20 protein-coding genes and 1 pseudogene are annotated in these 22,147 nt (G+C 58.0%); 11 read left to right on the plus strand and 10 right to left on the minus strand.

The window, feature by feature from the left end:
- The 4 genes and pseudogenes from HA41_RS14620 to htpG form a co-directional block, all read left to right on the plus strand.
- Positions 1-602: pseudogene (locus tag HA41_RS14620) on the plus strand (DNA polymerase III subunit gamma/tau C-terminal domain-containing protein); the annotation flags it as partial.
- A 55-nt stretch (positions 603-657) separates the two neighbouring features.
- A complete protein-coding gene (locus HA41_RS14625; RefSeq protein WP_094121390.1) occupies positions 658-990 on the plus strand; it encodes a YbaB/EbfC family nucleoid-associated protein in 333 nt (110 codons plus the stop codon).
- Positions 990-1,595: a recombination mediator RecR gene (gene recR / locus HA41_RS14630; protein ID WP_031377861.1), complete on the plus strand. Its 606-nt coding sequence runs from the start codon at positions 990-992 to the stop codon at positions 1,593-1,595. The genes HA41_RS14625 and recR overlap by 1 nt, the downstream gene beginning before the upstream one ends.
- 97 nt (positions 1,596-1,692) lie before the next feature.
- On the plus strand, positions 1,693-3,567 hold the full coding sequence (gene htpG, locus HA41_RS14635; RefSeq protein ID WP_094121391.1) for a molecular chaperone HtpG: 1,875 nt from the start codon (positions 1,693-1,695) through the stop codon (positions 3,565-3,567).
- A gap of 190 nt (positions 3,568-3,757) precedes the next feature.
- On the opposite strand, the gene HA41_RS14640 is transcribed toward htpG, so the two are convergent.
- A complete protein-coding gene (locus HA41_RS14640; RefSeq protein ID WP_094121392.1) occupies positions 3,758-4,627 on the minus strand; it encodes a LysR substrate-binding domain-containing protein in 870 nt (289 codons plus the stop codon).
- A gap of 186 nt (positions 4,628-4,813) precedes the next feature.
- Between HA41_RS14640 and HA41_RS14645 the strand changes: the two genes are divergently transcribed.
- The 4 genes from HA41_RS14645 to HA41_RS14660 all read left to right on the plus strand — a co-directional run bounded on the left by HA41_RS14645 (position 4,814) and on the right by HA41_RS14660 (position 8,878).
- The gene (locus HA41_RS14645) at positions 4,814-5,698 is read left to right on the plus strand and encodes a DUF6024 family protein (protein ID WP_094121393.1); all 885 of its coding nucleotides are present in this window, start codon (positions 4,814-4,816) and stop codon (positions 5,696-5,698) included.
- 105 nt (positions 5,699-5,803) lie between these two features.
- The gene (adk, locus tag HA41_RS14650) at positions 5,804-6,448 is read left to right on the plus strand and encodes an adenylate kinase (protein ID WP_094121394.1); all 645 of its coding nucleotides are present in this window, start codon (positions 5,804-5,806) and stop codon (positions 6,446-6,448) included.
- Positions 6,449-6,561: 113 nt separating this feature from the next.
- Positions 6,562-7,521: a ferrochelatase gene (gene hemH / locus HA41_RS14655; RefSeq protein WP_094121395.1), complete on the plus strand. Its 960-nt coding sequence runs from the start codon at positions 6,562-6,564 to the stop codon at positions 7,519-7,521.
- A gap of 55 nt (positions 7,522-7,576) precedes the next feature.
- On the plus strand, positions 7,577-8,878 hold the full coding sequence (locus tag HA41_RS14660; protein ID WP_094121396.1) for an inosine/guanosine kinase: 1,302 nt from the start codon (positions 7,577-7,579) through the stop codon (positions 8,876-8,878).
- Positions 8,879-9,091: 213 nt separating this feature from the next.
- Here the strand turns inward: HA41_RS14660 and ybaL are convergent, their stop codons facing one another.
- Complete coding sequence (gene ybaL / locus HA41_RS14665) at positions 9,092-10,786, minus strand: YbaL family putative K(+) efflux transporter (protein WP_094121397.1); 1,695 nt, start codon at positions 10,784-10,786, stop codon at positions 9,092-9,094.
- Between the two features lie 473 nt (positions 10,787-11,259).
- Between ybaL and ushA the strand changes: the two genes are divergently transcribed.
- Positions 11,260-13,026 carry a bifunctional UDP-sugar hydrolase/5'-nucleotidase UshA gene (gene ushA, locus HA41_RS14670; RefSeq protein ID WP_094121398.1) on the plus strand — a complete coding sequence of 589 codons (1,767 nt, stop codon included), beginning with the start codon at positions 11,260-11,262 and terminating at the stop codon, positions 13,024-13,026.
- A 34-nt stretch (positions 13,027-13,060) separates the two neighbouring features.
- On the opposite strand, the gene HA41_RS14675 is transcribed toward ushA, so the two are convergent.
- Positions 13,061-13,492 (minus strand): multidrug/biocide efflux PACE transporter, encoded by a 432-nt coding sequence (locus tag HA41_RS14675; RefSeq protein WP_094121399.1) that lies wholly within the window; start codon positions 13,490-13,492, stop codon positions 13,061-13,063.
- Positions 13,493-13,582: 90 nt separating this feature from the next.
- On the opposite strand from HA41_RS14675, the gene HA41_RS14680 reads away from it, so the two are divergent.
- Entirely contained in the window at positions 13,583-14,452 is an 870-nt protein-coding gene (locus tag HA41_RS14680; protein WP_094121419.1) for a LysR family transcriptional regulator, read from the plus strand.
- Here the strand turns inward: HA41_RS14680 and ybaK are convergent.
- The 3 genes from ybaK to copA all read right to left on the minus strand — a co-directional run bounded on the left by ybaK (position 14,449) and on the right by copA (position 18,493).
- Positions 14,449-14,928, minus strand: a complete 480-nt coding sequence (gene ybaK, locus HA41_RS14685) for a Cys-tRNA(Pro)/Cys-tRNA(Cys) deacylase YbaK (protein WP_094121400.1) — start codon at positions 14,926-14,928, stop codon at positions 14,449-14,451. The two genes, HA41_RS14680 and ybaK, sit on opposite strands and share 4 nt — an antisense overlap.
- Before the next feature lie 175 nt (positions 14,929-15,103).
- Positions 15,104-15,907, minus strand: a complete 804-nt coding sequence (locus tag HA41_RS14690; protein WP_094121401.1) for a TraB/GumN family protein — start codon at positions 15,905-15,907, stop codon at positions 15,104-15,106.
- Positions 15,908-15,976: 69 nt separating this feature from the next.
- Positions 15,977-18,493, minus strand: a complete 2,517-nt coding sequence (gene copA / locus HA41_RS14695; protein WP_094121402.1) for a copper-exporting P-type ATPase CopA — start codon at positions 18,491-18,493, stop codon at positions 15,977-15,979.
- A 97-nt stretch (positions 18,494-18,590) separates the two neighbouring features.
- Here copA and cueR point away from each other — a divergent pair, with 97 nt between their 5' ends.
- Positions 18,591-19,007 carry a Cu(I)-responsive transcriptional regulator gene (cueR, locus tag HA41_RS14700; protein WP_094121403.1) on the plus strand — a complete coding sequence of 139 codons (417 nt, stop codon included), beginning with the start codon at positions 18,591-18,593 and terminating at the stop codon, positions 19,005-19,007.
- Here cueR and HA41_RS14705 read toward each other — a convergent pair.
- The 4 genes from HA41_RS14705 to HA41_RS14720 all read right to left on the minus strand — a co-directional run bounded on the left by HA41_RS14705 (position 18,983) and on the right by HA41_RS14720 (position 22,123).
- Positions 18,983-19,441 carry an NfeD family protein gene (locus tag HA41_RS14705; protein ID WP_094121404.1) on the minus strand — a complete coding sequence of 153 codons (459 nt, stop codon included), beginning with the start codon at positions 19,439-19,441 and terminating at the stop codon, positions 18,983-18,985. The two genes, cueR and HA41_RS14705, sit on opposite strands and share 25 nt — an antisense overlap.
- Entirely contained in the window at positions 19,441-20,355 is a 915-nt protein-coding gene (locus HA41_RS14710) for an SPFH domain-containing protein (protein WP_094121405.1), read from the minus strand. Before HA41_RS14710 ends, HA41_RS14705 begins: the two co-directional genes overlap by 1 nt.
- A gap of 57 nt (positions 20,356-20,412) precedes the next feature.
- The gene (locus tag HA41_RS14715; RefSeq protein ID WP_094121406.1) at positions 20,413-21,270 is read right to left on the minus strand and encodes a co-chaperone YbbN; all 858 of its coding nucleotides are present in this window, start codon (positions 21,268-21,270) and stop codon (positions 20,413-20,415) included.
- A gap of 79 nt (positions 21,271-21,349) precedes the next feature.
- Positions 21,350-22,123: an SDR family oxidoreductase gene (locus HA41_RS14720; protein WP_094121407.1), complete on the minus strand. Its 774-nt coding sequence runs from the start codon at positions 22,121-22,123 to the stop codon at positions 21,350-21,352.
- Positions 22,124-22,147: the final 24 nt, after the last annotated feature.

Raw genomic sequence — 22,147 nt, forward strand, 5'->3', positions numbered from 1 at the left:
CAACTCCGCGCTGGAGCGGCTGGCCTCGGTTACCGAGCGCAGCCAGCAGCGTATCCGCGAGCGGGAGCCTGCGGCCCCCGGTAAAAGAAGAGGCGTACCGCTGGAAAGCGCAGACTCAGCCGGTGGTGGTTACAGAACCGGTGGCCACGCCAAAGGCCTTGCGTTCTGCGCTGGAGCATGAGAAAACCCCTGAACTGGCGGCGCGTCTGGCGGAAGAAGCCCAGCAGCGCGATCCCTGGGCGGCGGAAATTGCCGCTCTGCCGTTGCCTAAGCTGGTGCAGCAGCTGGCGCTGAACGCATGGAAAGAGACCACCGAAACCGGGGTCATCCTGCATCTGCGTTCCAGCCAGCGCCACCTCAATTCGGCGTCCGCTCAGCAGGTGTTGAGTGCCGCCCTGAGTGAAGCCGCCGGGCAGGGAGTTGAACTCTCGGTGGTTGAAGACGATAATTCAACGGTGTTGACGCCACTGGAGTGGCGTCAGGCCATTTACGAAGAGAAGCTGGCGCAGGCGCGTCAGTCGATCACCGGTGATACCCACATTCAGACGTTACAGCGGTTTTTTGACGCCGATCTGGATGAGGAGAGTATCCGACCTGTTTGAACACGCTGCCGCTATCTCAACGATAGCGTTGTGGCCTCAGCTGAGAGAGAAAACTATGTTTGGTGGTAAAGGCGGATTGGGCAACCTGATGAAACAGGCCCAGCAGATGCAGGACAAAATGGCTAAGGTTCAGGAAGAGATCGCCGCGCTGGAAGTGACCGGTGAATCAGGCGCAGGCCTGGTGAAGGTCACCATCAACGGTGCGCACAACTGCCGCCGCGTGGAAGTCGATCCCAGCCTGCTGGAAGATGACAAAGATATGCTGGAAGATCTGATCGCTGCGGCGTTCAACGATGCCGCACGCCGCATTGATGAAACCCAGAAAGAGAAGATGGCTTCTGTCTCCTCCGGTATGCAGCTGCCACCAGGCTTCAAGATGCCGTTCTGATGCAAACCAGCCCACTGCTTGAATCACTGATGGAGTCGCTGCGCTGTCTGCCCGGCGTTGGGCCGAAATCGGCGCAGCGCATGGCGTTTCAGCTGCTGCAACGCGATCGCAGCGGCGGGATGCGCCTGGCACAGGCGCTGACCCGGGCGATGTCAGAGATCGGTCACTGTGCCGATTGCCGTACCTTCACCGAGCAGGAGATCTGCACCATCTGCGCCAATCCACGGCGTCAGCAGAATGGACTGATCTGTGTGGTGGAGAGCCCGGCGGATATTCACGCCATTGAGCAAACGGGCCAGTTTGCCGGTCGTTACTTTGTGCTGATGGGACACCTGTCGCCGCTGGATGGCATTGGTCCGGCCGATATCGGTCTGGATCGCCTGGAGCAGCGGCTGGAGAGTGAAACCATTCAGGAAGTGATCCTCGCCACCAATCCCACGGTGGAAGGGGAAGCGACCGCCAACTACATTGCAGAGCTGTGCGGTCAGTATGGCGTTGACGCCAGCCGCATCGCCCACGGTGTCCCGGTTGGCGGTGAGCTGGAGATGGTCGATGGCACCACGCTGTCCCATTCACTGGCCGGACGTCACAAGATTAAATTTTAATCACTTGCCGGTGTTGTGACAGATACCGGCTTGAAAACCTCGCCGTCATCCCCACATCAACCTCAACGTTTGTTCAACCTGTTTTGTTGAGGTAGCAATGACCATGAAAGGACAAGAGACCCGTGGCTTTCAGTCAGAAGTAAAACAACTTCTGCACCTGATGATCCATTCTCTCTATTCAAACAAAGAGATTTTCCTGCGTGAGCTGATTTCCAACGCCTCGGATGCGGCAGACAAACTGCGTTTCCGTGCGCTGTCCGATGCCAGCCTGTATGAAGGTGACGGCGAACTGCGCGTCCGTCTCTCTGTTGACAAGGACAACCGCACCCTGACGCTGAGCGACAACGGTATCGGTATGCGTCGCGACGAGGTGATTGAGAACCTTGGAACCATCGCCAAATCGGGCACCAAAGCCTTCCTTGAATCGCTGGGTTCCGATCAGGCAAAAGATAGCCAGTTGATTGGTCAGTTTGGGGTCGGCTTCTACTCTGCGTTTATCGTGGCGGATAAGGTTACGGTCCGCACCCGTGCAGCCGGTGCTTCAGCTGACGAGGGCGTTTACTGGGAGTCGGCGGGTGAGGGCGAATATACCCTGGCCGATATCGAGAAAGCCGATCGCGGCACTGAAATTACCCTGCATCTGCGCGAAGGTGAAGATGAGTTCCTCGACGCGTGGCGCGTTCGTAACATCATCAGCAAATATTCCGATCACATTGCGCTGCCGGTTGAAATCGAAAGCAAAGATGAAGAGAGCGGCAGCACCAGCTGGGAAAAAATCAATAAAGCCCAGGCGCTGTGGACCCGCAACAAGTCTGAGATCAGCGACGAAGAGTACCACGAGTTCTACAAGCACATTGCCCATGACTTCAGCGATCCGGTCGCCTGGAGCCACAACCGGGTGGAAGGCAAGCAGGAGTACACCAGCCTGCTCTACATCCCGGCGCGTGCCCCATTCGATATGTGGAACCGCGATCACAAGCACGGGCTGAAACTCTACGTGCAGCGCGTTTTTATCATGGATGATGCTGAGCAGTTCATGCCGAACTACCTGCGCTTCGTGCGCGGTCTGATCGACTCTAACGATCTGCCACTGAACGTCTCGCGTGAGATCCTGCAGGATAGCCGTGTCACCCAGAGCCTGCGCGGCGCGCTGACCAAACGCACCCTGCAGATGCTGGAAAAGCTGGCGAAAGACGACAGTGAAAAATATCAGACCTTCTGGAAAGAGTTCGGTCTGGTGCTGAAAGAGGGCCCGGCAGAAGATCACGCTAACCAGGAAGCGATTGCTAAACTGCTGCGCTTTGCCACTACTCAGAGCGAAGGCGCGGCGCAAACCGTTTCGCTGGAGGATTACGTCAGCCGGATGGTGGAAGGTCAGGAGAAGATTTACTACATCACCGCAGACAGCTATGCCGCCGCGAAGAGCAGCCCGCATCTGGAGCTGTTCCGCAAGAAAGGCATTGAGGTACTGCTGCTCTCCGATCGTATCGATGAGTGGATGATGAGCTACCTGACGGAGTTCGACGGTAAAACTTTCCAGTCGGTGAGCAAAGCGGATGAGTCGCTGAGCAAACTGGCGGATGAAGAGACCGAAGAGCAGAAAGAGGCGGAAAAAGCGCTGGAGCCGTTTGTTGAGCGGGTAAAAACCCTGCTGGGCGAGCGGGTGAAAGAGGTACGACTGACGCATCGTCTGACCGATACGCCAGCGATCGTTACCACTGATGCCAACGAAATGACCACCCAGATGGCGAAGCTGTTTGCTGCAGCCGGTCAGGACGTGCCGGAAGTGAAATACATCTTCGAGATCAACCCGGAGCATTCGCTGGTGAAACGCGTGGCAGATACCCAGGATGAAGCCCGTTTCGGCGAGTGGATCGAACTGCTGCTGGATCAGGCGCTGCTGGCCGAACGCGGTACGCTCGACGATCCGAATCAGTTTATCCGTCGCATGAACCAGCTGCTGACGGCATAATGACAACAGGCCGGTGGTTTTCACCGGCCTGAATGCAGATACGATGCTTTGCTCCTGGCGTATGCACTCATCGCATTGTCTCTGATGCCGGCTGTCTGACGCAGTTCAGCGCGGATGGTAAGCGGGCTTGCAGGATTAAAAAGCCGTAAATGTGTCAGCTGTCTGAAGCCGGTGCTCATCACCGGCTTTTTTATGGCTGCGCGGCCTCACGCAGCCAGTCACGGAACAGGCTGATGGCCGGATCGTGACGCCGGCTCTGTTTGGTCATCATCCAGGTGGCCCGTTCAACCCGGACAAACCCCAGCGGTGCCATCAGGGTACCATCTTCCAGCTCCTGCCGTACCAGCAGGCGCGGTGCCATCAGGACCCCCAGCCCACTGCGTGCCGCCTGGATACCCAGCGTCAGGCTGTCGAAATGCTTGCCCCCGCTAAACGTTCCGCTAACACCGGCTTTTTCCGCCCATTCTGTCCAGGCATGCAGGCGCGTATCGGCGTGCAGCAGCGGCAGAGCGCAGAGATCGTTGCCGCTTTGTAACTGGCTGGCAAACTCCGGCGCGCACAGCGGGCCGATCTCATCCTCACTGACCAGCGTGGCGTCAATGTCATTCTCAGGCGGCTCGCCATGGCTCAGGATCAGCACATCGATATGTTCACTACGCAACTGCGATACCGCCGTCAGCGGCTGGAAGCGGATCTCAATGTCGGGATAACGCTGGTAAAAGCTGGCGATGCGTGGAATCAGCCACTGTGATAAAAAACTGGGGGAGCAGGAGAGACTGATATGCTGGCGCAGGTCGGTACGAATGGTTTCGCAACTGCTGCGCAGTTCGCCGAACGCCTGCTGACAGCTTTGCAGCAGCTGTTCACCATGTGAGGTTAGCTTCACGCGGCCGTTGCTGCGGACAAACAGCGGCTTGCCCATCCAGCTCTCCAGCTGACGTATCTGATGGCTAATCGCACTGTGCGTGACGTGCAGGCGCTCCGCCGCCACGCTAAAGCTGCTGTGTAAGGCCGCCTGGTGAAAATAGTGCAGCGCCCTCAGCGGTGGCAGTCCGATCATTCTCATCCTCTGTTTAAAAATCTAACAGGGATTGTTCATTTATATCATTTTAAAGTCCAGCCGCATTGACCTACTCTACAGGGCAGATTCTGGCGGGTTGACTCAGCACCCTATCTGTGTTTTTTCCGGAGATTCCGCCTCACTTCGCTCCCTGCTACCTCGCAACATAACTAAAACGAGACGATCATGGCACACGCCCCTTTATCCTCTGCCACGCCGACAGAGACGCGCGACCGTCTGCGCCTGGCGCTGTCACGTTTTTACAAGCTGGAGCAGTTTGATCTTTTCTTCGCCCCTTCGCTGCATGTGGCGCGGGTGCTGCTGTCGCAGCTGTTTCTGCGTCAGGAGCAGGCGCGCAACCAGACCCGCTATGCCTCACACTATCCGGTGACCGAACTTAACGTGCTGCCGGCAATCCCACTGATGGCCGGCAACATCATGCTGGTGCCGCATGTCGATTTGCCGAACGGCCGGGTTCGTCCGCTGCGTGATTGCCAGAATCAGGGCGTCACTGAGGCGAGCGAAAGTTTTGCCAGCGTGCTGCACCATAAACTGATCGATGACGCGCATCTGTTTGTCACCCGACTGGATCGTCACGCCGAGATCTGCGGCGATCTGGTGCTGGTGGCGCTGCGCACCTGTGATTTCAGTACCCTGGTGCGCAGTGAACTGCGTCTGTTTGAACAGGGACTGACTCTGACGGCGGTCAACCACGCGCTGCGGCGCTTTGACGATCCGCAGTGGCGGCCTTACAACGCCGCCACCGTGGATGCACTGTCGCTTCCCGGTCCGCCGGTGCTGCACTCCAGCCATCAGCCAGGTTTACCCTTTGCCAGCTTTAGCGTGCCGCCAGCGATCATCACCACACTGTGTGACGCGGAGGATGTGGTGAAATGGCCGCAGCAGTCGCGGCTGCAGCTCAATGCCAACGTACGCGGCAGCGGCAAAAAGAGCATCAATATGACCCATCAGCTGGGGAAGCGATTGCAGGTGCTGTTTGGCGCTGGCGGTAAATCTGAAAAAGGTGCGGGCAGGTCGACAGGCGCTGTTATCGGGCCGGAAAGGCAGTAAAGTAGCCGGGTGCGATCCGCGCCCTTCCTTGTGATGAGCGGGTCATAATGGTATGTTCTTCGCCTTCTAAGATAGATCAATGCGATTCGCAAGGGGATTTACGCAATGCGTATTATTCTGCTCGGAGCTCCGGGCGCAGGTAAGGGGACTCAGGCCCAATTCATCATGGAGAAGTATGGCATTCCGCAAATCTCCACCGGCGACATGTTGCGTGCAGCGGTAAAAGCAGGCAGCGAGCTGGGCAACCAGGCGAAAGCCATTATGGATGCCGGCAAACTGGTAACCGATGAGCTGGTGATTGCGCTGGTTAAAGAGCGTATCACTCAGGAAGACTGCAAAAACGGTTTCCTGCTGGACGGTTTCCCGCGCACCATTCCTCAGGCGGATGCAATGAAAGAAGCCGGGATCACCGTGGATTACGTGCTGGAGTTCGCGGTACCGGACGAACTGATCGTTGAGCGTATCGTTGGCCGTCGCGTTCACGCGCCATCAGGCCGCGTTTACCATGTCACTTTCAATCCACCGAAAGTGGAAGGCAAAGATGACGTGACCGGCGAAGAGCTGACCACCCGTAAAGACGATCAGGAAGAGACCGTGCGTAAGCGCCTGGTGGAATACCATCAGATGACCGCACCGTTAATTGCTTACTACAGCAAAGAAGCGGAAGCGGGCCACACTGCTTATCATAAAATCGACGGCACCCGTAAGGTGACCGAAGTGAGCGCCGAGCTGGCGACGATCCTCGGCTAAGCTCCAGGGGGCCAGTATTACTGGCCCCTTTTGCAGTAATTGCTTTTACCTCCCACTAATTCCGCTACAATTTCCTCGTTTTCACGCATCCCCGTCGTCATCAAGGAATCACAATGAGGCAAGATAAGCCCGGCGTGTTACTGGTTAATTTAGGTACGCCAGACGCCCCAACCACACCTGCTGTTAAACGCTATCTGAAACAGTTTTTAAGCGATCCTCGCGTAGTCGATACCCCGCGCTGGCTCTGGTGGCCGATCCTTAATGGCGTTGTACTGCCGTTTCGCTCGCCGCGCGTGTCGAAGCTCTACGCCTCAGTCTGGATGGAAGGCGGTTCGCCACTGCTGGTTTACAGCCAGCGTCAGCGTGATGCGCTGGCGGCACGCGTCGATATGCCGGTCGAACTTGGCATGAGCTACGGTAATCCCAGCATGAAAAGCGCGGTGGATAAGCTGATGGCGCAGGGCGTGACGCGCCTGATCGTGCTGCCGCTCTATCCGCAGTTCTCCTGCTCAACGGTGGCGGCGGTGTGGGATGGATTAACCGCGGTATTTAAAGATTACCGTTCGTTGCCTGAGGTGCAGTTTATTCGCGATTACGCCGAACATCCTGCCTATATTGCGGCGCTGAAGGCCTCTGTCGAACGTTCGTTTGAGCGTCACGGCCAGCCCGATCTGCTGGTGATGTCGTTCCACGGTATCCCGCAGCGCTTCGCTAATGAAGGCGATGACTATCCTCAGCGCTGTGCCGACACCACCGCGGCTCTGACCAAAGCGCTGGGCCTGCGAGAGGATCAGTTTATGCTGACCTTCCAGTCGCGCTTTGGCCGTGAACCCTGGCTGATGCCCTACACCGACGAAACCATGAAAAGCCTGCCGGCCAAAGGGATTAAACACGTTCAGGTCATGAGTCCCGGCTTCTCTTCAGACTGTCTGGAGACGCTGGAGGAGATCAGCGGTGAAAACTGTGAAATCTTCATGCACGCCGGTGGCGAGAAGTTTGAGTACATTCCGGCCCTGAACGCCGATGAAGCTCACATCGAGATGATGGTCCAGCTGGTCAGCGCACGCCGTTAAGCGAAGGCAGAGAGTGTGATATCATTCTCTGCCTGTTTTCCAGACGGCATTCCCGATGAAATTTCCCGGCAAACGCAAATCCAAACACTACTTCCCGGTCAGCGCACGCGATCCCCTGTTACAGCCTGCTCAACACGATATTGACGCGGGAAGCTGGGTGGTTGGCATCGATCAGACGCTGGTCGACATCGAAGCGAAAGTCGATGAGGCTTTTCTGACCCGTTATGGCCTCAGCGCCGGCCATTCGCTGGTGATTGACGATGCAGTGGCGGAAGCGCTCTACAACGAACTGATGCGCGATGCGCTGATTACCCACCAGTTTGCCGGTGGCACCATTGGCAACACTCTGCACAACTTCTCGGTGCTGGCCGATGACCGATCGGTGCTGCTGGGCGTGATGTGCAACAACATTCAGATAGGTGGCTACGCCTATCGCTATCTGTGTAATACCTCCAGCCGGATGGATCTCAACTATCTGCAGGGCGTTGATGGCGCGATTGGCCGCTGCTTTACGCTGATTGGTGAAAATGGTGAGCGGACGTTTGCCATCAGCCCGGGCCAGATGAACCAGCTGCAGCCCGATAATGTGCCGGAGTCGGTGATTGCCGGTGCCTCGGCGCTGGTGCTGACCTCCTACCTGGTGCGCTGTGCAGAAGGCGAGCCGATGCCGCAGGCCACCTTGCAGGCGATTGAGTACGCCAAACGTCACAATGTGCCGGTGGTGCTGACGCTGGGGACCAAACATGTGATTGGCGATAACCCGCAGTTCTGGCGGGACTTCCTGCGTGAGCACGTCACGATCGTGGCAATGAATGAAGAAGAAGCGCTGGCGCTGACCGGCGAAGCCGATCCGTTGCTGGCCTCGGATATGGCGCTGGAGTGGGTCGATCTGGTGCTCTGTACCGCCGGACCGACCGGGCTTTATATGGCGGGCTATACCGAAGACGAGTTCAAACGGAAAACCAACCATCCGCTGCTGCCGGGCGCTATCGCTGAGTTTAATCAGTATGAGTTCAGCCGGGTGATGCGCCAGCAGGATTGCGAGCAGCCGCGGCGGATTTTCTCGCACATTGCGCCTTACATGGGCGGACCGGAGAAGATCATGAACACGAACGGTGCCGGGGATGGCGCGCTGGCGGCGTTACTGCATGACATTACCGCCAACAACTACCATCGCCTCAACGTCCCTAACTCCAGCAAACATGCGCGTCCGTATCTGACCTATTCGTCGCTGGCGCAGGTGTGTAAGTATGCCAACCGCGTTAGCTATCAGGTGCTGAATCAGCATTCACCGCGCTTAACCCGCGGCTTACCGGAGCGGGAAGACAGCCTGGAAGAGTCTTACTGGGATCGGTAAAGCACGCGCAGACAGTGGGCAAACTCAAATCAGGTTGAATCTGACAGCGATGGATTAGCTCAACGCGCAGGGAACGGGGGCAGAGGAGGAAAGCGTCCCGCGCCAGGGACGGCGCGGGACGAGCATGTCATGGATGACGGATTTTGCGTCTTTCCGATCTGACCCCCGTTCCCTGTGCCGTCACGGTCTGACAGCTATCCGGGCCAGACTGAATCAGCGCACGACATCGCAGGGCTGTAAATCTTCGCCCTGCGTCATCTCATCCTGCAGGATTTGCAGCATACTGCTGGCAATTTCGCGTTCACCCATTACGACGCGGGTCGCGCCGCGTTCCATGATGTATTCCACTTCATCGTCATAATGGGCGCGGGCAATGATCTCAATATTCTGGTGCTTCTCGCGCGCGGCGGTGACCACTTCACCCGCTTCATAGCCATTCGGGATGGTCAGCAATAGCCAGCGGGCGCAATCCAGCCGGGCCAGCTCCATGGTGTCAGCGCGTGCCGCATTGCCCAGCACCGCTTTAATCCCTTGCTCACGCAGCGCTTCGACGCGTGGGCGGGAATTTTCAACCACCACCAGCGGCACGTTGGCCTCAATCAGCTTCTGGCCGATCAGGCTACCGACCCGGCCATAGCCGACAATCACCGCGTGATTGCAGAAATTCACCGGAATCTGCTTCTCTTCCTCGATCGCTTCTTCCAGTGTCTGCTCTTCCATGGTTTCGGTTTTCGCCAGAAAACGCTCCAGCAGGGTAAACAGGATCGGGTTGATCATGATTGACAGGATCGCTGCCGCCAGCACCAGATTGCGTCCTTCATCACTGAGCAGGCCGAGCGAGATGCCGAGTCCGGCCAGAATAAAGGCGAACTCGCCTATCTGTGCCAGACTGACCGAGATAGTTAAGGCGGTGCGGCGGGAGTGGCCCAGCAGCGTCACCAGCAGCCAGGCAGCCACTGATTTACCCACCACGATAATCACCAGCGCGCCCAGTACCGCCAGCGGCTGCGTCACCAGGATAGCGGGATCAAACAGCATACCGACCGAGACGAAGAACAGCACGGCAAAGGCGTCACGCAGCGGCAGGGTATCCCGGGCGGCACGATGGCTCAGTTCAGATTCGTTCAGCACCATACCGGCAAAGAAGGCGCCGAGTGCGAATGAGACATCGAAAAATTCAACGGCGCCAAAGGCAATCCCCAGCGCCAGCGCTAACACCGCCAGCGTAAACAGCTCGCGCGAGCCGGTGGCGGCGCTGCGGGCAAGAATCCAGGGCACGGCGCGGCGGCCCACTACCATCATCAGTATCATAAAGGCGGCGACTTTACCGATGGTCCACAGCAGGTCCCACGCCAGCAATCCGGCGCTGGCATTACCCTGTTCCATCATGCCGGCAATCGCGGGCAGCAGCACCAGCGTCAGCACCATTACCAGGTCTTCAACAATCAGCCAGCCAATGGCGATCTGGCCCCGCTGGCTATCAATCAGCTGACGCTCTTCTAATGCCCGCAGTAACACCACGGTACTGGCGGTGGAGAGACAGAGGCCAAAAACCAGGCCGGTCATCCACGACCATCCCAGCGTCCATGACAGACCCATTCCCAGTAACGTCGCTACCGCTATCTGCGCGACGGCACCGGGAATGGCTATCGACTTTACCGACATCAGATCTTTCATCGAGAAGTGCAGGCCAACGCCGAACATCAGCAGGATAACGCCCAGCTCCGCCAGTTCCGGCGCGAGATTGGTATCCGCGACAAAACCCGGCGTAAAGGGACCGGCCATCACGCCCGCCAGCAGGTAGCCGACCAGCGGTGAAATACGCAGGCGGTTTGCCAGCATCCCAAGGAGAAATGCCAGAACCAGTGCTCCGACAATAGTGGTGATCAACGGTGTGGTGTGATGCATGCCTGTCTCCTTGTAGACAAATGTATCCGCTTGTAACAAATGAGTTTAATGCAAAACAGGCGCTTTCGCTGAGCAATTTGCGGGAAGAGCAGAAAAAAACGCCTGAATGAGATGAAAATGCAACAGAAAGCCTGTTTTCACTGATTATCGTGAATATGGGCCGGGATGACGCTTTATCAAGGGCCAGCTAAATAAAGATTACCGCCATTAAATACCCTAAGCGTGACGCGAATAACCGGGGAATGCGCCTGGCCGCCTGATAAACCTTATTCTGGCGCGGTTTTGCCCCCGACTCCGCAAAACTGCTTGCAGAGTCCGTTTATGGCAGTGAAAACGCACCATCGGCAGAGGTTAATCGCGCACCCGGTGTGCGTTGGCCTTGAGTTCATCAGAATAATGTGCGAAACAGTGGGGCAGTCCGGTCAGCGAACCCGCAGAGAGAAACCGGCCAGAGAGAAATAAGGAGATTAACGGTGTTGTTATCACGATGGGCAGGATTGGGCGGTGCGCTGGTACTGGCGTTAATGCCGCTATTTTCTCAGGCTGCAGAGCCTGACCACACGTACCGTTTTAGCCTGCTGCACACCAATGATGAACATGGTCACTTCTGGTTTAATCCGCAGGGTGAATATGGTCTGGCAGCACAGAAAACGCTGATGGACAGCCTGCGCTATGAGGTGCAGGCCAAAGGCGGTGGCGCGTTAATTCTCTCGGCGGGCGACGTGAATACCGGCGTGCCGGAGTCGGATGAACTGGATGCGGAACCCGATTTCCGTGCCATGAACCTGATTGGCTACGATGCGATGGCGCTCGGCAACCATGAATTTGACAAGCCAATTGCGGTACTGCGCAAGCAGGAGAAGTGGGCGCGATTCCCGTTACTGGCCGCTAACGTCTATCAGAAAAGCAGCGGCGAGCGGATGTTCAAACCCTGGGCGGTGTTCAATCGTCTCGGCCTGAAAATTGCGGTGCTGGGGCTGATCACGCCTGACACAGCCCGGCTGGCCAATCCGGCCGGCTTAACCGATATCGAATTTCGTGATCCCATCGCGGAGACGGTCAAAGCGGTGGCTGAGTTACGCGCCACCGAGAAGCCGGACGTGATTATTGCCCTGACGCATCTGGGTCACTACGACGACGGCAAACATGGCAGCAACGGTATCGGTGATGTTACCCTGGCGCGCAGTCTGCCGGCCGGGACCCTTGACCTGATTGTCGGCGGTCACTCGCACGATGCGGTCTGCATGGAAAAAGAGAACGTCAGCGTGAAAAATTATCAGCCGGGTCAGCCGTGCCAGCCCGATAAACAGAACGGCATCTGGATTATGCAGGCAGATAAATGGGGCAAATATGTCGGGCGCGGCGATTTCACCTTCCGTAATGGTGAGGTGACGCTGGAGTCCTATCAGCTGGTGCCGGTTAATCTCAAACATCTGGTGAAAAACGCAGACGGCAGCGAAACCTGGCTCACCTGGCAGCAGGAGATCCCGAAAAACAGCGCCATGATGAAGCTGCTGATGCCGTTTCAGAAACGGGCTGAGGCGAAGCTGACCGTTAACGTCGGCAGCATAGTGGGGGATTTCAATGGCGAAAAAGAGCAGGTACGCTTTGAGCAGACCAATCTCGGCCAGCTGATTTTACGCGCGCAGATGGCGCACACCCAGGCGGACTTTGCGGTGATGAGCGGCGGCGGTATCCGCACTTCACTGAAATCGGGCAAACTGAGCTGGCGCGATCTGCTGCAGGTCCAGCCGTTCGGTAATCAGGTGGTCTCCGTGAGCCTGACCGGTGCGGAGATCAAAAAATATCTGGCGGTGGTTGCCAATATCCAGCCTGATTCGGGCGGATACGCCCAGTTTGCGGGCATCAGCCTGACGGCCGATGGCAAAGAGGTCAGCGATATTCGCATCAACGGCAAGCCGCTGCAGGATACGCAGCAGTATCGCATGGCCACCAACAGCTTTAATGCGGCAGGCGGCGACGGCTATCCACGACTGGATAGCCATGCCGGCTACGTTAACAGTGGCGCGGTAGATACGCAGGTGCTGCGTGACTTTATCAAGGCGCACTCACCGGTCAAAGCCAGCGACTACCCGCCGCAGGGCCAGGTGGTTCATCTCAGCGAAGAGCAGATCAGGCAACGTGATGAGGCGGCGGAGAAAGCGCGTAAACGCAACTATCCCAAAATGATTCTGGCGTGGATCTGGCCGTGGGGGAATGAAACAGCCCGGGCGCACTGAACGTTTCGGGAGGCGTAACGCCTCCCGATTTTCTTTATGCCTGGCAGGATTTACGGCTAATCCAGCGCTCGCGCAGTTTATCCCAGACCCAGTTATAGCCCATGGTGTAAGGCAGGAAGAACAGGAAGAAGCCCACTTCCACCAGAAAGGCCTGCCACAGTGAAATATTCAGCATCCAGGCCGCAATCGGCAGGCCGATCAGAATAAATCCCCCTTCGAACCCCAGCGCGTGCATTATCCGTACGCCTGCGCTGCGCTTCTGGCCCGGCGGATGCAGCCGATCAAATCCGCTGTTGTAGATCATGTTCCATAGCATGGCGACGGTGGACAACATAATTGCCAGCGATCCCATCTGAAACAGTGGCTTATTCATTACCCAGGCGGCCAGCGGCGACACGGTCAGAATTGCCAGCGTTTCAAAACAGACGGCATGTAAAATACGTTCTTTGATTGAGCGGGTACGCATTGCTTAACTCTCCTTCGTTTATGCCAGGCATTCTCTCACCGCAGGATGCTAGAATAAAATGAATACCTATCGGAAAAAGCGATGGATAAGATGCGTTACTCCCCGGAATCCCTTGAGGCTTTTGTTCAGACCGTCACCAGTGGCTCGTTTTCTGCCGCTGCGCGCGCGCTGGGAAAAAGTCAGTCCACCATTAGTGCGGCGGTGGCGAATTTAGAAGACGATCTTGGATTTGTGCTGTTTGATCGTGGCGGACGCCAGCCGATATTAACCGAACAGGGACGACGCGCTTTGCCGCAGGTGCAGCAGATCCTGGCAGCCAGTGAGCGGCTGGATGCGCTGGCGATACGTTTATCGCAGGGCGTAGAGCCCAGATTAAGTTTTGCCGTTTCCGACTTCTGGCAAACCGATCATCACGAACATCTGCTCAAGCAGTTTGACGCGCGTTATCCGGAGATTGAGCTGGAGTGCATGATTGCAGAGGATGGCGATGTGCTGGATCTGTTGCAGGCTGGACGCGTTCACCTCGGCGTCGTCCGGGCGCAGCCCGCGCTGCCGGCGGATATCGCCGTGGCACGGTTACAGGTAGAAGCGGAAATGGCCGTCTATCTGCATCGCGATCATCCACTGGCAAAGCTCAATGCCGTCAGTGAAAGTCAGCTTGAAGAGGTGCGACATCTGCGGCTGAACACCTGGGTCGAGCAGCGTGAACCGAATTCAATGGGACGGGTCTGGTCGGCACCCACCTATCTGCTCCTGCTGGAGATGGCGGAGCAGGGCTTTGGCTGGAGCATCCTGCCTCGCTGGCTGGTGAAGCAGTTCGGCCACCGGGTGTTGCAGGAGTTGCCACTGCCGGGCTGGCCGCAGCATATCGCGGTTGAGGTGGTCTGGTCCCGTCGTAACCCGCCGGGTCCGGCGGGACGCTGGATGATCGATCAGCTGTGCGCTCAGCCGCGGGTCTAATCGTGGCGGGCAATGTCCGCCAGTGCCGCAGCCAGCAGGCGGGCCAGGTCCTGCGGTGCCAGTTCGATATCCAGCCCGCGCTTGCCGCCGGAAATAAAAATGGTGGTGAAGTCGGCAGCAGAAATATCGATCACCGTGGGTAGCCGTTTCTTCTGGCCCAGCGGGCTGATGCCGCCCACCAGGTAGCCGGTCACCCGCTGCGCCTGCAGCGGATCGGCCATATCCACTTTTTTGGCTCCCAGTGCTTTCGCGACTTTTTTCAGATCGAGCTGTGTCGACACCGGCGTAACGGCCACCGCCAGCTGTTTCGCTTCGCCATTCAGCGCCACCAGCAGCGTTTTGTAAACCTGACGCGCGTCCAGATTGAGTTTACGCACCGCCTCATCGCCAAAGTGGGTTTCGTGACTGTCATGTTCGTAGGGGTGCAGAGTGAAGCTGACGTTTTGTTTTTCCAGCAATTTTACCGCAGGTGTCATACCGGTCCCTTCCTGAGAAAAATCTTATTAGGGCTGATGAATGAATAAAGGTGGCGAAAATTTGTGCTTTGGGCGAGAATTGGCCGCGCGCCAGCAATCTGATTGCTGAGCGATAACCAAAATCATAAACAAATTTCTCTTTGACGGGCCGGTAACATTACCGGCTCTCTTTTTTTCAGGGCTTTTTCAGCATCCCGGGCAGGTTATCCTCACCGTAAAGATGCAGCGCACCGACCGCCACCACATACTCTCCCGCCGCTAAGGCCTGCAACTTATCCCGCCACTGCGCATTACGCTGACCGATCAACGTATCATTCAGCGCCTGACTGAAGGTCGCGGGCAAAGCAATCTGCGGCTGACGCGGCGGAGTATCCAGCCACCAGCTCACCATCATTTGCAGCAGCCGTGCGTTGGTATGCCAGTGGGCCAGCGTATCCTGCAACAGCGCCATGCCGTCATCCGGCAGCGTATTCAGCAGGGCAATCTGCGCCTCAGCGCCCTCCAGCTCTATCACCGGCTTGTTCCAGCGCTTTGCAGCCTGCAACAGCTGATAGTCAATGCCGTAGTCGGAGCGTAATCCCAGCCGTTGCGCCTGTTGCGCCTGCAACATCAGTGCAATCTGCCAGGCGGGCAGGGTGTCAAACGAACCGATCGACAGGTTCATCTCATCACACAGACCGGTCAGCGTCTGCAGAGCCTCGTCATCCAGCCGGGTCGCCAGTGGTGGGCGTTCTGCGCTGCGATCGAACGGTGAGCCACCCTGAGTGATATCCGCTTCGACGATCAGCGCGTCCGCTTTCTGCAACTGCCGCAGCAGCCGCGCAGGCAGCGGCTGCATATCCCGCGTGCCCATATGAATGCTGCCCACCAGATGCAGATGACAATCGCCGAGCCGGACATCCATGGCTGGCCAGCGATAGCTGGCGGGAAAAAGCTGGCTGATAAAGCCGCGCAGTGAGCGCCAAACGTTGCCTGTCATTCCCGGTCCTTCGCTATGTTAAAACCCCATGCTAGCGGCTTCAGGCCCCGAAAAACAGCACCGAAACGGCTAATCCTGGCGCGGCGGCTGATAGCGCAGCAGGCGATTAGCATTCGCCACCACGGTAATTGAAGAGAGCGCCATCGCAGCACCCGCCACAATCGGGCTGAGTAACGTACCGGTCAGCGGATAGAGCACCCCAGCCGCCACTGGAATGCCGATGCTGTTATAAATAAACGCACCAAACAGATTCTGCCGGATATTCCGTAGCGTTGCTGATGAGATCGCTAACGCATCGGCGACGCTGTTGAGATCGGCGCGCATCAGGGTAATGCCTGCGGTTTCAACCGCCACGTCGCTGCCGCCGCCCATCGCGATACCTACCTCAGCCTGAGCCAGCGCGGGCGCATCGTTGATGCCGTCACCGACCATCGCAACGCGTCGTCCCTGCTGCTGTAACTGCGCAATCGCCGCGGCTTTGCCTTCTGGCAGCACCCCCGCGATCACCTCATCAATCCCTACCTCAGCCGCAATGGCCTGCGCGGTATTCTGATGATCACCGGTGAGCATAATCAGGCGATAGCCCGACTGATGCAGCCGCTTCAGCGCTGTCGCGCTTTCCGGACGCAGGGCATCGCGCAGGGCGATCAGGGCGATCAGCTGGCCCTGCTCAGCCAGTAACACCGGCGTCGCGCCCCGTTGCGTCAGGCGTTCGATATCGGCTACAGCGGGCCGGCAATCAACCCCGTTCTCCTGCAGCAGGGCGGCATTGCCCAGCAGCAGTTCTCTGCCATCGAGTATGCCGCTGATGCCCTTGCCGCGTATTGTACGAAATTGTGCCAGTGAAGGCGGACTCTGCAGGTCAGCTTCGGCAACAATGGCTTTTGCCAGCGGATGGCCGGAGGAGAACTCCAGCGCGGCGGCACTCTGTAATACCGACTCACGGCTGGCTGTACCCCAGACCCGTACCTCGCTGACCTGCGGCGTACCGGCAGTCAGGGTACCGGTTTTGTCGAAGACCAGCGTGTCGATCTGGCTGGCACGCTGTAACGCATCGGCATCCCGCACCAGCACGCCCAGTTCGGCGGCACGACCTACACCCGCGATAATCGACATGGGCGTTGCCAGCCCTAACGCACAGGGACAGGCAATGATCAGCACGGTGGTGGCAATCACCAGCATGTAGGCGATCTGCGGCTGCGGGCCGAACAGGTACCAGACGCCGCCGCTGATTAGCGCAATCGCCACTACCACCGGGACGAAGACCGCGGAGATGCGATCGGCTAACCGGCCGACATCGGGTTTGCTGCTTTGCGCCTGACGCACCATCCGGATAATGCGCGACAGGGTCGTATGGCTGCCGGTTGCGCGGGCTTCAAACTGCACCGAGCCATCCTGAACCAGGGTCCCGGCAAACACCGCATCGCCCTGGCTTTTGCTTTGTGGCACCGCTTCACCGGTCAGCATCGCCTCATCAAACCAGGCTTCGCCAGTGGTAATCTCACCATCGACCGGCACCCGATCGCCGGTCACCAGACGCAGCATCATGCCGGGCTGCACCGCACTGATCGGGATAAGTGTATCGCCCTGTGGATCGGCACGTCGCGCCTGCGCCGGGGTCAGATCCAGCAGACGTTCCAGCGCTTTAGACGATCGCTGGCGCGCCCGCTGCTCCAGCGCATGACCCAGATTGATTAACCCGAGGATCATGACGCTGGCTTCGAAATAGAGATGCCGCGCCTGCGGCGGGAAAAAGTCGGGCCACAGCACCACGCTGAACGAGTAGATCCAGGCCGCGGCGGTACCCAGTGCCACCAGCGTGTCCATGGTGGCGCTGCCGTTGCGCGCGCTGCGCCAGGCGCTGCGATAGAAATGAGTGCCGGTGATCACCATCACCAGCAGCGTGATGACGCCCAGCGTCAGCCAGCGATCGTGATTGCTGGCGGTGAGCATCATGTTGTCGCCCATCATTCCCCAGATCATCAGCGGTACACCAAATATCAGTGCCACTGCGGCCTGCCAGCTGAAACGGCGCATCGCGCGACGTGAACTCTGCTGCTGTTTTTCGCGCCGTTCCTGCTCATCGTCAACCACCTGCGCGCCATAACCCGCGGCATCCACCGCGGCGACCAGCTGTTGCGGTTCGACCTCGCCCAGCACCAGCGCGCTGCGTTCGCCCAGATTAACCCGGGCCTGACTGACGCCGGGCACCTGCTGCAGCGCCTTTTCTACCCGGCTGACGCAGCTGGCGCAGGTCATGCCGTCAATCAGCAGCACATGAGCAGGGAGAGTATTTTCTGCCGGACGGGAAAGCGGTTCCGTTGTCAGCGCCTCCGGCGGCGGCTCCGATGCTGTCAACGGCTCAGACTTTGGGGAAACGTCAGCCGCTTTCAGCGTCGCGTGATAGCCCGCCTGTTCGACGGTGGCGATCAGGGCTGCCGCATCGGCCGCGCCGGAAACCCGCGCTTCCTGCTGGGTAACCTCAGCCTGCTCAACATCGTCCCGCTGTTCCAGCGCCTCTTTCACCCGTTTAACGCAATGGCCGCAGGACAGACCGTCCAGTGCCAGAGAAATGGTGTGTGACATGATGAACTCCTTGTGTGATCAGATTTGACCGGTTGGTCAGTTTCGATTCATGATTAAGCATAAACCTTCCATCAAGGGGAAGGTCAAGGGGGATAAAGTGAACATCAGCGATGTGGCGAAAAAGACCGGGCTGACCAGCAAGGCGATTCGTTTTTATGAAGAGAAGGGGGTCGTCACGCCCCCGCTGCGCAGTGAAAATGGCTATCGCAGCTACAGCGTGCGCCATCTGGATGAACTCACTCTGTTGCGCCAGGCGCGTCAGGTTGGCTTTACGCTGGATGAGTGTCGTGAACTGGTCGCGTTGTTTAATAATCCGTCGCGCCACAGCGCCGACGTCAAGGCGCGTACCTTGCAAAAAGCCGATGAGATTGCCGCGCATATTGAAGAGCTGCATGCGATGCGCGCACGTCTGCTGGCGCTGGCCGAGGCCTGCCCGGGCGACGACAGCGCCGAATGCCCGATCATCAATAATCTGGCCGGATGCTGTTCTCAGCCGGGCGGTAAGCGCGGCTGAATGCGCAGGGTAATGCCTTCTACCGCCACCACTTCGACCGGCGTACCCGCCGGCAGATCCTGTTCAGCCTCAACCCGCCAGCTGCTGTCGCCAATCCGCACGTGTCCGGTGCGGTTATGCAGCGCGCTCTCCAGCGTTAACTGCAGGCCAATCATCTGGCTGCCGCGCTGATTAAGGGCGTTCGGCGTCTGATGCGCTTCCCGGTGGCGCATCCAGCGATACCATAAAAAGACGCAGACCAGCGTCAGAACGGCAAACATCGAGCCCTGAGCGGTCCAGCTAAATGGAATAAACCATTCGATAATGCCCACCATCACCGCGGCCAGGCCGCTCCACAGCAGATATCCGCTGGTACCCAGCATTTCCGCCGCCAGCAGCAGGCCGCCGAGCGTCAGCCAGAACCAATGCGGATGCGCAATAATATCGACCAGCATCAGCGTTTCGACTCGGTACGGGATTCTTTCAGCAGCTCACCGATGCCGGCAATCGAGCCGAGCAGGCTGCTTGCTTCCAGCGGCATCATCACCACTTTGCTGTTATTGGCCTCGCCAATTTTTTGCAGTGCGTCGGTATATTTCTGCGCCACGAAATAGTTGATCGCCTGAATGTCGCCAGCGGCGATCGCTTCAGAGACCATTTTGGTGGCGTTGGCTTCTGCTTCGGCCTGCCGTTCCCGCGCTTCCGCCTGTAAGAAGGCCGAGGTCCGTTCCCCTTCGGCTTTCAGGATCTGCGACTGTTTATCCCCTTCGGCGCGCAGGATCGCCGCCTGGCGCACCCCTTCCGCCGTCAGAATATCGGCGCGTTTGGTCCGCTCCGCTTTCATCTGCGCATTCATCGCACCGATCAGCTCCTGCGGCGGACGCACGTCGCGAATCTCGATGCGGGTAATTTTGACGCCCCACGGATTAGTGGCTTCATCGACGATATGCAGCAGGCGGGTATTAATGCTGTCGCGTTGCGACAACATTTCGTCCAGCTCCATGCTGCCAAGCACGGTGCGCATATTGGTCATGGTGAGGTTCAGAATAGCCTGCTCAAGATTGCTGACTTCATACGCGGCGCGCGCCGGGTCAACGACCTGAATAAAGCAGACCGCATCGATGGTGACGTTGGCGTTATCTTTGGAGATGATCTCTTGCGAGGGAATATCCAGTACCTGTTCCATCATGTTGATCTTACGACCGACACGATCCATGAACGGCACCACCAGGCTTAACCCGGGTTGCAGCGTGCGGGTATAACGGCCAAAACGTTCAACCGTCCATTGAAAACCCTGTGGCACAACCTTGACGGTCGCCCAGACAGCCACCAGCGCCAGCACGATCAGGGCAGGAATAACAGTTATCATACAACCTCCGCGTTGTCAGATTAACGGGCCGAGTCGCTTCGGCCCGTGGTCCCGCCGTTAGTAGAGCAGGGAGTAGAGCTGGCGACGATAACGTGCAGCGAGTGCATCGCCGGTTCCCAGCGCCGCCAGAATCTCCTGCAGCATTTTACGCGCCTGGCCGTCAGCAGCATTAAGATCGGATTTCAGGAAGCTGAACAGCAGTTCCAGCGCTTCTTCATTACGACCCACCTGATGCAGCTGTAACGAGAGTTTAGCAGCCAGCCCGGCGTTAGTCGGGTCGGCCTCCAGCTGGGATTGCAGCTGCTGAATCTCCGGCGTATCCGCGGCCTGTTTCAGCAGATCGATCTGCGCCATCAGGCTTTGATAACGGGTATCCTGATCCTGTAACGGTACGGCTTTCAGCACCGTTTCCGCTTCATCGCTGCGGCTCAGGGTGATCAGCACGTCGGCCAGCAGGAAGCCCATTTCGCTGGACTGGTTGCTCAGCTGCCAGGCCTCTTTTAACAGCGGCAGCGCCTCCAGCGGTTTGCCTTCTTCCATCAGCGCCATCGCCTGCTGGGCTTTCAATTCTTCTTCACGCGGCAGAACTTTTTCCAGCAGGGCGCGAATCGCTTCTTCCGGTTGCGGTCCCTGGAAGCCATCGACCGGCTGACCGTTCTGGAACAGATAGACGGTTGGAATCGAGCGCAGACCAAACTGCGACGCCACCATTTGCTCTTTATCGCAATCCAGTCGGGCGAGAATAAACTGGCCGGCATACTCCTGCGCCAGCCGCTCCAGCACCGGCGTCAGCTCCTGGCAATGCTGGCTGCGCTCAGACCAGAAGTAAAACAGCACCGGCAGCTGCATCGACTGCTCAAGCGTCTGATGCAGGTTAGATTCGTTGATGTCGATTATCGAAGCATGTGGTGACATGGAGAAGTCTCTTTGCAAAAAGTGTTTAAAGAATATGGGGCCGACTGGCCGCGCTTCAAGTTCTAATCAGGCCGGGCGCTTAATGACTGCGCAAAATGCGATCCAGCATCCAGCCTGGCAACAGGCGTTTCAGCAGGCTCATGGCATGTGCGACCAGCGTCACCGGATAGCGTAAACGCGGATGTTTGCTCTCGAGTGCATGATGAAGTTTAGGCAGAATGGCCTCCGGCGGCAGCGTAAAGCGTGCGGCCATGGCCGGATTACGCACCGGCTTATTCTGCTCGCCCTGGGTCACATTATCGGTGAAACGGGTATGAATCGGGCCCGGTTCAATCAGGCTGACGCGAATGTGACTGGCGCGCAGCTCCAGCCGCAGCGCATCGCTCCAGGCTTCCAGCGCATATTTACTGGCGGCATAAGCGCCCCGGCCAGGCGTCGAGATCAGCCCGAGCACCGAACTGGTATTAATAATCCGGCCATCGCCGCTGGCCGCCAGCGCGGGGATCAGCCGCAGCGTCAGCTGATGCACACCGAAGAAGTTACTGGAAAACTGCTGTTCCAGCTGCTGGCGGGAGAGGGTGCGTAACGGTCCATAAAGTCCAAAGCCGGCATTATTAAACAGGGCGGCCAGACGGTTATCGCTAAGTGCGATGACCTTATCGGCCGCGTGGTCGACACTGTGTGGATCGTCGAGATCCAGCTGGATCCCGATAAAGCCCAGCGTTTCCATGCGCGCCACATCATCCGCTTTGCGGCAGGCGGCGATCACCCGGTAGCCGCGCGCCTGTAAATCGTGCGCCGCCACCAGGCCAATCCCGCTGGAACAACCTGTAATCAGGATGGTTTTTTGCATATCTTTACCCTTTATTCGCGCCTG

The sequence above is a fragment of the Pantoea conspicua genome (genome assembly GCF_002095315.1).
Classification (GTDB): domain Bacteria; phylum Pseudomonadota; class Gammaproteobacteria; order Enterobacterales; family Enterobacteriaceae; genus Pantoea; species Pantoea conspicua.